6 protein-coding genes and 1 CRISPR repeat array are annotated in these 11557 nt (G+C 48.4%); of the genes, 1 reads left to right on the plus strand and 5 read right to left on the minus strand.

The genetic code is table 11. From position 1 onward, the window contains the following. Positions 1 to 144: 144 nt before the first annotated feature. Entirely contained in the window at positions 145 to 7107 is a 6963-nt protein-coding gene (locus tag NIES2104_RS03750; protein WP_058995875.1) for a LamG-like jellyroll fold domain-containing protein, read from the plus strand. Between the two features lie 379 nt (positions 7108 to 7486). Then, positions 7487 to 8111: a CRISPR direct-repeat array (repeat unit 37 nt; unit sequence GTTTCAGTCCCGTTGCCGGGATTAAAGGTTCTGATCG). 201 nt (positions 8112 to 8312) lie between these two features. Here NIES2104_RS03750 and cas2 read toward each other — a convergent pair. From cas2 to cas6, 5 genes are all read right to left on the minus strand, one after another. Further along, positions 8313 to 8597, minus strand: a complete 285-nt coding sequence (cas2, locus tag NIES2104_RS03755; protein ID WP_058995877.1) for a CRISPR-associated endonuclease Cas2 — start codon at positions 8595 to 8597, stop codon at positions 8313 to 8315. Positions 8598 to 8641: 44 nt separating this feature from the next. Next, positions 8642 to 9016, minus strand: coding sequence for a four helix bundle protein (locus NIES2104_RS03760; RefSeq protein ID WP_058995879.1), 375 nt, complete (start codon positions 9014 to 9016; stop codon positions 8642 to 8644). A gap of 78 nt (positions 9017 to 9094) precedes the next feature. Continuing rightward, complete coding sequence (cas1d, locus tag NIES2104_RS03765; RefSeq protein ID WP_058995880.1) at positions 9095 to 10072, minus strand: type I-D CRISPR-associated endonuclease Cas1d; 978 nt, start codon at positions 10070 to 10072, stop codon at positions 9095 to 9097. Between the two features lie 85 nt (positions 10073 to 10157). Next, positions 10158 to 10748, minus strand: coding sequence for a CRISPR-associated protein Cas4 (gene cas4, locus NIES2104_RS03770; RefSeq protein ID WP_058995882.1), 591 nt, complete (start codon positions 10746 to 10748; stop codon positions 10158 to 10160). A 3-nt stretch (positions 10749 to 10751) separates the two neighbouring features. After that, positions 10752 to 11552, minus strand: coding sequence for a CRISPR-associated endoribonuclease Cas6 (gene cas6, locus NIES2104_RS03775; RefSeq protein WP_058995884.1), 801 nt, complete (start codon positions 11550 to 11552; stop codon positions 10752 to 10754). Positions 11553 to 11557 lie beyond the last annotated feature (5 nt).

Here is an 11557-nt window from a genome sequence, read left to right on the forward strand (position 1 = left end):
CCTGCATAACTTTTCAATCCTGCCCGCATCTACTTCTAGCGGCATCCAACGACGACAGACAGCAAACTCTAATCGCTGATCTAGACGTGGTTAAGCGATTCCGCACTTAGAGGAAAACCATCTTACTTTTTGAGGATTGATCCGATGCTTTTACAGAAAGATAATCTGTGCCACATCAACAGTATTGCTCATGAAGGCAAAGTCGTAGTCTTCGGGACGGCTACTGATGGCAAAGTTTACTACACGGTGCGGCAGGATGGCTTTGAGGAGAACTCTCGCAAGACTCAGATGGATTGGGAAAATTGGCAGATTTTAGACTTTCCAAACGAACCGCCCACTAAATGCACGTTTACAGACGAGAAGACCGCTGATTGCTCTGTTGAAGCAAAAGAGCAGCAGGAACTCGCGATCAAGAACAAGGACGGGCAGCTTATTCGACTTATCCGCTCGCGCTATCAGACGCGAGACCAAACTGCGATCGCACCCGTTCAATTGGTTTCCGGTTTGGGGCACCTTTACGTTTTTCGGCAGTCTATTACCAATACTCTTCTTGTCGATCGCTTTGTACTCGATGGCATGAAGAATGAATTGATTCGCAAATATGAGGTGCGGTTTAAGCGCAGTCGTCAGAAATATCAACCCCTGCAAAGCTCGAACGCTCAAGACCAAGACTCGCTCGATACGTTAGATTTTCGGAATGCAAACGGCGAGTACTTCTACGAACCAACTCAAGAAATTAGCTTCATCAAAAATCTCGACCAGGGGTGGTTTTCGGTCGTTCTCGTGCCAACGAGTGAACATGAGCAGTATCGCTGGCATATCTTTGCTTACGACCAGAAGACGAAGCAAGTTGAAGCAATCTCTCTACGCGCTTCCGAAGAGGGGCGATTTGATGTCAAAGACTACACAGTCATGGAGCCTGACAAAAACGATGTTCTTAAACCGCGAAATGTTTGTGGCATCATTCGCCAAACGATCGATGTCGGAGCAAAGCTTAGCAACGGGTTGAGTGCTACATTCTACTACACTCAAAGTAAAGCAGCAGGTGAATCAACAGAAAACGCCCCACTTCTAAAACAGGCGGCTAAAATTATGCTGGTGATGCCGACCGAGCGAGGCTATGCCGCAGCCATTAATTTCTCGATCGCTCAAGATGGAACGCTCTCGCAAATTGCTAAGTCCGAACCAAAATCTATCTTGCAGAAAACGGAAGATGTTTTGCTGCCAGTGGACACCCTTGATAATATCAAAGCGATCGGTAACAATCCTTTGCCTCAAGGAAAAATTAGCGCGATCGCACGCAGTACAACCGCTCAGCAACTTGATGTCATTCCAGAAGCAAAATCAACCGTCAACATTGGGACTGAAATCAAAATTGAAGGAACGACAGGCTATAACGGTCACTATAAAGTTGGCAGAACAATCGATGCCAATACATTTGAAGTCGATCCACCGAATGAATCGGTAGGACGCTGGGAAGTGCTGCCCGACGAGGAAGTCGTCAACTTTGATGGCATCATTACTCGCTTTCAACTGTCTGACGGGAAGCTGCGCGTGACCTGCCCGAATCACGGTTTAACGTCTAGTGATGAAGTTCAAATTACTGGAACTGAATCGTATGACGGCATCTATTCTGTAGCGAAATTAAATGCTGCATCTTTTACGATCGATACCCAATGGCAACCCGGTGAAGTCGTTAACCTGAAAATGCAGTCAGTAAAACGGCGCGGCGTGACTTTTGGAAGCAGCGATTGCATCACCTTCCCAACCCTGAAGCTGAAAACGCCCGCCGAAAAGTCTTTTGGGGAAACCTTCTCAGCCTGGATTTTCCCAGTCCTGCCGGAGGGAGGTTCGCAGTTCATTTTAGGGCGCAAGGATCAATCGGTGGCAATGGTGCTTGAAGCAAATCAACTGAAGTTTAGCTGCAAGTGGATGGGCAACACTGTGACTGTGACTTGTCCTGCACCGGAAAAGAATGAGTGGGTGCATTATGCAGGGATTCTCTCTTATGTCCAGGAGAAAGTCACTCTAACCTTGTGTAAGAACGGCACAGAAGTGGGTAGAAGTCCTGAGCCTCTCCCGGTTAACAAAACTCAGCCCTGGTCAACGGAGTTCGTTCTAGGCGCAAGCACAGCAGCTTTTCAAGGGAAAATAGCAGAGGTGCAACTTTGGCAGAGGGCACGTTCTTCGCAAGAGATCAAAAATACGATGCACCTGCTCTTGACGGGGAAAGAGTTGGATTTGGCAGGATATTGGCGATTGGGTGCGATCGCCTCCGTCAACAGCGAAGCTCCCGCAGAGGGCGAAGAAAGACGAGTCACAGATTTCTCAGTCTATGGCAATGATGGCGTAGTCAGCGAGAACGCCTATGTTAGTGCAGTCACATTGAATCGTAAACTCAAAGGCGATTCGATCAATGCAGCAAAATACAGCAACAGTGAACTCTTTGCCGTAACCCAATGCGCCACCTATGAGGAGGAATTTGAGTTCAAGATCATCCCAAATCAGCCTCTAGCCCCGAATAATGTCGATGGTCAAAATCATCCGGTGTTCCAGTTGAACCATTGGGGGCAGCGCAGTCGCAGCAGCAAAGAGCGAACACCGATCGAGCGAGAAAATAAGAATGCTGATACTCAATTTAAGAAGCTTTCAGACGGTTGGTATCGAGCTTCTGCAAGGTTTATGATTCCGCCTGGTGTGACGATGCTGCGATCGTTCGAGATCGACAACATCAAAGGAGAGTGGTCAAAGCTAGAAATCCGCAAACATCGCATTCGATTGTTGTCCAATACGATTACAGAGGAACGCTGCGGCGACGGCACAGAACCTCTGAAGCTAGAGGTATTAGGCAAGGACACTCAAACTCTAGAAAATCTGGTGCTAAAACTTGCTCCCTTAGAACAGGAAGAAGCAAAGCTCACCGCTGAATGGCTGGAACTGGTGGCGAAGCTCAACCTACTTGAGGGAGGAGGGCTAACGAAGCAAATTACAGATCAGAATCAGACGATTACAACGCTCACGAATGAACTAGCCACATTAAAAGCACGCCTTTCAGAAATCTCTGAAAATCCGCTCAACTACTGGTGTCGGTTACGTTGTCGCAGCCGACTCAGCGGTGCAGCCAGAATTTACACCGACACGAAAAACCTGATTCATGGCTATGATTCTGGAATCGCGAACAGTAAGGTTTACAGCAACTACCAGTTCAGGTTTGAGTATGTGGACACGTTCAATGGAGAGCCGTATTACACGATCGTGTCAGCTTACGAAAACCGCATTCTAGATATGCGAACCGATGGCAGCAATATCGTTTATGGTCACACCGAGCATCACGAACGGGAGAATCAGCAATGGCGATTTGTCAAGCAAAGCGATGGCTACTACCAGATTTTTTGTCGTTGGCAGCAACGGAGTCTCGGTCAGGACAAGGGTACTGAATACAGTGTGGTGGGTTTCGACACCTTCAGAAGTAAAGAGAATGAGCAGTGGCTTTTAGTGAAGGTCGTTGAGCCTGATGGTAGCGGTCTACGCGCAAATGACAAGATTGACCTCGCTGAAGACGACGTGTTTCGTAAACAGCAGCAGTTAGATCAGGCGAAACAACGCCTTGCTGAGTTGAATGCTTTAAATAGCATTGACACCAACCAGAAAGAGACATGGAAGCGCCGCATCGGTGAATTAAAGCGATCGATTGAGACCACGCAAACGGCGATCGGTTCTCAAACGACAACGTTCTTGCAGAATATCAAAAGGGATTCTGTGGAGATGAATCCTATCTACAAAGATAGCCGCGATCTAGTGACAACGGGAGCGTTTCTGGAGTTTATTCGATCGCAAGGGCGGTTAAGCGCGATCGATTCCTGCACCGGGCATGTCCAGATGTCTTACTTAGATGTTCAAGGCAAAATTCGTCAAACTCGCTACGATGCCACCGACAGCAAATGGCTCCCAGATGCTCTGCGCACCTGTCTAAATTTCTCACAGGCGAACAGTGTTCTAACATTGAACCAATCCACAGGGATTAGTGTGAGAGATTGCTGGACGGTTGAAGCTTGGTTCGCTTACCCGTTGCCTGCGATCGAGTTACCTGATCAGAAGTTGGTGACTAGAGAATGGAATACTTTGGTCGGAAACGATCAGTTTCAAATTGTGGTCAACCAAGGGAAACAACTAGGCATCCGCAGCGACAATGGTTTCTTTAACTGTGACTATTCTCTAAAGCAACTCGCACTCGGTTGGCATCATCTCGCGGTTGTGACGACGGCAGGAGAAGAACCCACGACGATATTTTATCTCGATGGTCAGCGTGTCGGAGATACCCGCACTCCGATTAGCGATCGCATCGCTACCCTCAAGGGAAAGTCCGATGCCACTGCAAAGCAAGAGATTCAGGAGTTGGAAAAGAAACTACAGCATGTCACCTTCAAAAGTAACAGCGATACTTCGATTAGCTTGATTACGCACATTGGCAATCATCCGAGAGGAAACCAACCCTTCGGCAAGCTGGCGGAAGTGCGAGTCTGGCAAATTGCATTAGACGCGGACGAAGTGGAAATCAACAGCAAAACAGTTCTCAGTGGCAATGAACCCGGCTTACTTGCCTACTATCCGATGAGTGACGGAAGCAGTGGAACTGTTCAGAATATTTCCGATCGTTCACCGCGAAAACAGGATGGAACTGTGTCAGGTGCTGTGAGTTGGTTTCCTTGTGCAGCACCGATCGGTTCTCTAGGAAACCAGGCAAAGGTGTTTGATGGTAAAACCGATTTTGTAGATTTGGGCAATGCTCCACAACCCAACTCCAGTGAACCTATCACTCTCTCAGCTTGGATCAGACCTTTTAGCACAGCAGGAGTTCAAAACATTGTGGCTCGTGGCTTTACCCGCAGTCCAGATGCTGAAATCTCGCTTCGCATTTTGAATGGACAATATGAGGTCGGAAGCTGGGATGGTCAACCCTATAGCGCTGCTGCTTCAATCAATGCAGAGGATCTCTTTACTTGGGTTCATCTCGCTGGCGTTTACGATGGAACGAACTGGACACTCTATCGTAATGGCGAGGTCTTGAAGAGTACGCCTGCTCGCAAGGGTGCAATTCCAGTCAATGCGAACTGGACGATCGGGGCTAAGAGTGGAGGAACTGAGCGATTCTTCCAGGGCGAAATTTCTGAAGTAAGTATTTGGAATCGTGCCTTGTCGAAATCCGACATTCAAGCCAATATGTGGCGGCGGCTATCGGGAAAAGAACCGGGCTTACAGAAATATTGGCGCTTCAATCAGGTCGATGCTGTGATTTGTACAGAATACGCCACTCAGGGCATCGATCCCGTCACTGGACAAAAATCAGCCATGCTGCGACGGTTTTTTGGCACGATCGTTCCTGGCGGAGTTTCATTACTTAGCAACCAACGAATTGAGTCACTGGAACTGCACTGGGTCGGCAATGCTCAATTTAAACCGACCTTGCTTGGCTACATCGAAGGCGCTCCTCCAGTTCCGAGCGAAAATCTCACCGTCAGTTTTGACTACAACGGCGCAACTTCAGTCGAACTCAGCTTTGCTGAAGATGTTGCCTATCGCTGGAATCGAAACCAAGAAGCAGGATTTGGAGCAACCTCTTCCCTGTTCATTGGGGTTGACCAAACCGTGATGGCGGGTGCCGTTGTAGAAACGCAAAAGGCGATGGAAATTCGTCAAGGATTTGTCGCGGATCTGTCAATGCGTGGAAACTTCCTCAACAGCAGTTCGGTTTCAGCGAGCAATTCTAGTACGATGAGCGACAAGTTAGAATTGCGCGGAATGCCAGAACTCACTCCGAAATTTGAACAATTAGGAACCCGCTTTATTCCTAAAAACGTAGGCTATGCCCTGGTGATTTCTGGGATTGCAGATGTTTACATCACACGACTTGCCAGCAGTAAAAAAATGATCGGCTATCAACTGCAACCCGTCGAAGGGATTGAACCGGATATCAATACCATCACCTTCATGATGAATCCTGCCTATACAATGAATGGCAGTTTGGATGGCATGACCGGGATGCAGGCGACCAGCGATCGCTTTTTCCGTCATGTGCCCCAAATGCGGAATCAGTATGGTTCGCTGTACCCTGCGAGCTACTATCGGATCAAAGAAGCCTATGACTTGAAACGAGCGATCGAGCAACAAGATGCCGAGCGTGAATCCTACTTCTGGAACTTCAATAGTAATCTAGTAGACGAAACCTCGCTGAGCAGACAGGTCGATGTCGATGTGTCCGAAAAAGACAATAAAGAGCAACGGAGTGCTGTGAGGTCGAGAATTGCCGATTCTGAGAAACTTGTCCAAGCCAGGAGTGGACTGGCGAGTTGGCAGCAGAAGATGGCAGCGATTCAACTTAAAGCAGGGAAGCGCAATATCGTTAATACCTATGTTTGGGATGCGGATGGCGGCTTACGCACCGAGTCTCAACAGTTTGCAAGCACAGTCGAACATACGATTGGCGGATCATTCACTCTAGAAGGCGCGATCGGGGGCACCGGTGGGTTTAAGGTGCTAGGGGTCGGTGGAGAGTTGACTGCACAAGCAACCTTCAATCTGACTCAAACGATGACCAAAACGGAAAGTCGCAGCCGGGGGATGTCGTTGGCGGTGGATCTCAGTGGCGTAGAGCGGATGGGCATCACGGACTACAAGGACAATCCAATTGTTCCAGGCGAGAAGGTCGATCGCTATCGCTTCATGAGCTTCTACCTAGAAAAAGAAAAGAAGCATTTCGAGCATTTCTTCAGTCAGGTCGTCGATCCAGAGTGGCTCCAAGGCAATGATGAGGAAGCCCGCGCTTTACGGCAGGTACAGTCTGGTAAGCCGAATCCTGCTTGGCGAGTGATGCACCGCGTGACTTACATCGAACGTCCAGCCTTGATGGGGTTTGGTCAAGATCTGCGGAAAGCCGCAACCGATACGACTCCAACGGATACTAAACGTCTGCTCGATCGCATTCAGGGTTTAGAAACTGAGAATGATCAGTTGAGCAAGAAGCTCGATCAAATTCTAAATTTGCTGCAATCTGGCTCTGTTCCTGATTCAGATGGAAAGACAGAACAAGTGCCTAATTCACTGAGTTGAGCTAACTTTTCCTCCAATCCTGGATTCTGGTTTGCATCACTTCTAGCTTTAGGCTTCGTTTGAAAGACTGCTCTATCCTGCGATCGCTTCCTTTGTTCTTCTGGATGCGATCGCAGTCTATTGTGTAATGCAACTCTATCACCGACGAAGTTCGCAACTTGTTCGGGCAAAGGTGGAGAGATATTCGGAAGAAGTTACGATCGGGCTTCCATCAGTAGTGTCGAAGTCTCAGACTGAACCACTAATAAGCAATGAGGTTCTACACATCCGAGTGTTGGATCAGGCAGATTAGGAAAGCCTGGATTATGTCCTGAGACTTGCTTTTGCGATCGGAGTTTGGTGATTTGATCTATAGCGATCGTTTTACGCTTAGAGAGCGGTTTCAGTCTCGTTGCCAGGATTAAAGGTTCTGATCGGCAGTCGCAATAGGAAGAGAAGTAGAGTGTAGGGTAGGTTTCAGTCCCGTTGCCGGGATTAAAGGTTCTGATCGATCGTGGGATCAGTCTTACGATATGTCACGGGGACGTTTCAGTCCCGTTGCCGGGATTAAAGGTTCTGATCGGCAACCTGGTAAGAGCGGCTACTAATCTTGAAGGTTTAGTTTCAGTCCCGTTGCCGGGATTAAAGGTTCTGATCGTAATTGTATCGTTTATGTTCCCGGGTCATTAGATAAGTTTCAGTCCCGTTGCCGGGATTAAAGGTTCTGATCGTCAAAGCAGGGATGACACGAGGTTTTCTGAGGATAGTTTCAGTCCCGTTGCCGGGATTAAAGGTTCTGATCGTCATCTTTCAACTTTGGAATCAACTCTATGAAACTTCGTTTCAGTCCCGTTGCCGGGATTAAAGGTTCTGATCGACTGGAATTATTGATTAAAAGAGCGTTAGCACTAATGCGTTTCAGTCCCGTTGCCGGGATTAAAGGTTCTGATCGTCAGTTGTTTGGCAACTTTTTGCACGATCGTCATGTGTTTCAGTCCCGTTGCCGGGATTAAAGGTTCTGATCGCGCGCCACCTAGAACCCTTACTGAACAAGGGCTGTAGAACCAATTTTGGCAAAGGTCATCTGAAACCGTGATCCCAGCCTTTATTCTACAATGATGGCGATTTTTTAGATCGTGAAAACTATTGAGTTGTCTTGGTTCTAGCGATTTGGCGAACCTCCCAGGGTTTTCGCCCCCGCTTCGGTTTGCCAAAATCTTCCGTCATTATAGAACGATCGCTGAAACTTGACGCGGCTTTTCCGACCCATACGCGATCGTCCTTTTCACCGCCCCCGCATCCAGCACATAAATCCTCACCGCATCCTCATCTGACTTGATCAACTTCTCCACCTGCACCTGAAGCTTCGCAAACTGCACTGCCGTCAAAAAACACTCAAACACGCTGTACTGCGTCCAAGTCCCATATCCCGACAACAACTTATGCAGCCGAGTCCGCCGCTTATTCGCCGCCTTACTATCCGGCAAATCATAGATGATTAGGTAAAACATGGTGTGGGGTGTGAGGTGTGAGGTGTGGGGTGTGGGGTGTGGGGTTATCTTCGTTTTTCTAAGGCTTGTTGAAGACTACTCAGCAACCGACTAATTTCTTCAGTCAGTTTCAGAACGGCATCCGCTTGCTGCGGAGTCACGTAGCTTAGCCGTTCTGCAATCAACACATGAGTTTCCAATTCCATTAAAGATCCTCTAGCAATCGATAAATGTCTGAGATAATCGCCTAAATGCCTCCTTCCCTTGCCTTCAGCGATATTTGCCGGAATCGAAACAGCCGCTCTTTGAATTTGGCTGATCAGCCCATACTGCTCAGACTTTGGCAACCCCTTTGTCACTTCATACGATCGCACTACCAAATCCATTGCCCGCTGCCAAACCATCAAATCCCGATATCCCTTAATCTCCTGCTCTCTCATATCTTCCCATCTCTCGCCTACCCCTTCATCTTTCCCCTCTTTCCCTCTCACACCCCACACCCCAAACCTCACACCTTCTCACCTCACCGCCAACGGCTTGTAAGGCACATCCTCCTGCAAATGCCGAGCGAGTAACCTTGCCTGAAGCTCGATCGCTTTTCGATAACTACAGCGATATTCAAACACCGGATGCGTAAACTCATCGCTCAATTTCCGCTCAAACCCCTGCAAAAACGTCCTGCGTCCCGCATCCGATAATCGATACGCACCCAAACTTTCCATAAAATCCTTCTGCTGAATCTCCCGATTGTTCAACACCGTCAACACCACATTATCCGCAATCAAAGCGCGAAACTCCTCCATCAAATCCAGCACCAACGCAGGCTGTCCCCGCGTCACCTCATGCAGATAACCAATGTACGGATCAAGTCCCGCTAAATGCACTGCTGCTGTCACTTGCGATCGCAATAATCCATAAGCAAAACTCAACAACGCATTCACCGGATCAGTCGGCGGACGACGATTTCGCCCGGAAAACTGCCAATCCCCCTTCAACATCTGCGACCAATAACCAAAATACTCCCGCGCCGCTAACCCTTCCATCCCCCGCACTTGATCGATCGTCTTCTGAGCCGCCACACTCGCTTTCCGCTGCTTCAAAGGATGCTCTTTCACCCCATGCCGATACAACACCGTCGCTTGATTGTGGATTTTCGTGGTGACGATCGCTTTCACCAATTCCAACTTCTGCACCTGATCTTCATACCTGCGATACTGCGCCAATCGAAGCTGTCCATTGCGAGAATAAGCAGGCAATGCCGACCCCAAATGCTTACCGAATCCTGATAGATAATGTACAGGCATCCCCAATTCCAGCGCATACATCAAAGCATCTCCGGTTACTTGTGGATTCCCCATCAACACAACCTGCTCCACCGTCTGAGCCGGAATCGTTTGCTTCTTCCAAGTCCCATCGGCTTGCTTCAATTTAACAATAAACGCCTCATACGACTTGTTCAGAATCGCATCGGGCTGAGTTACATACAGAACTGGCATTTTGACTACTCCTTGTTGTCGAAGAATTTGGGGTGTGGGGTGTGGGGTGTGGGGTGTGAGGCGAAGTAATTGGTGTTCCAACACCTCACACCTCATACCTCACACCTAACACCTTCATCTCGCTCGGTAAACAAATGCCCTGCAAACTGCACGCCTGACACTTCGTTTTATGGTCGATCGGTGCAGGCATTGGACGACATTCGGCTAAGTGCGCCGCAGCGATCGCAGCTTCCGTCATCTGCCGTAACTGAGGTGAAAACTCCACCCGTTGCCGTCTGCGATTCGCGTGATAAAAAATCTCACCATAAGCGATTGCTTTCCCCATTCGCTCCTCCAGACACAATGCCGCCGCACACAGTTGAAAATGATCGCTCAAATGCCGTCCCATCTTGCCCTTCTTGTACTCCAAGGGAATGAGCTGCTGATCTCGCTCTTCCACCGCATCGATCACCCCAGAAACTTGCAACCGATCCGACCAAACCCACTGCTGCTGATGAACGATCGTGTCACCTTCTTGGATCACTTCCGCTTCGTTGATATTGCGATGCAAATGAGTGCCCAAAACGATGTGTTCATTCTCGACCATTTCCCCCAGCACATACTCAAAATAAAACCGCCGCGAACAGTACTCCCAAGCATTCAAATACGAGAGAGGCAAATAATTTTCAGGATTCATAACTTACTTCCGTCGTACCATTCCCATGCCCATCGGTGTTTTCCGCCCCACTCCGGCATACATTGCAAAATTTGCCAAAGTGTTAATCTGTCGAATCGTCTCAGCTTCTACTTCACCCAAAATCGTAAAAGTCACTTCACCCACACAGCCGATCAACTTACTGCGACTATCCATCACGATTTCAGTCCGAATATCAAAGTAACTCGGAAAAATCGGCTCAACGATCGCTTCAGAAAACGCAATCCCACTGTACTGATTCCACCGTCGCAATAAGCTTTGAAAGACTAATTCTTTAGTGGGTAAAGCACTATCGTACTGAGTCTGACGAAATGTGGTCGGAGTGCAAAACTGGAGTTTGATTTGTCGATCGCATTCCGATGCTTGCTCATACAGTTGAGCATAAGAGCTAAATCCTGCCCAAGGCTGCTTCAGTTGCGCTGTCCCCAGAATGCTAGTGACTGTAAGTTCTGCGGCTCCCAACTGCCAAGATTGCTTGGGATTGAGATTTAGCCACAGGTGTGCTAACTGACTGAACAAAGAATCATCTAACAGAGAAATACGCCACCAGCAGGGTTCTGCGATCGCGCTTTGGTGCTGATATTGCAGCCGTGAAGGGTGCATTCGAGTCTGCAAAGCACTCAGCGTAAAGGACTTCTCAGAAACTTGCTTGTGCAGGGTTTCGCTGAGGGTTGAATTTTGCGATCGTACTAAGTCCAAAAACAGTGCATGAAGATGCCGCCCGCTTAAATGACTTGCTGGAATTGGCGATCGGGGTTGCAGATTGAGAACTAAACTATGTGGCAAAGTTC

The sequence above is a fragment of the Leptolyngbya sp. NIES-2104 genome (assembly GCF_001485215.1).
Classification (GTDB): domain Bacteria; phylum Cyanobacteriota; class Cyanobacteriia; order Leptolyngbyales; family Leptolyngbyaceae; genus Leptolyngbya.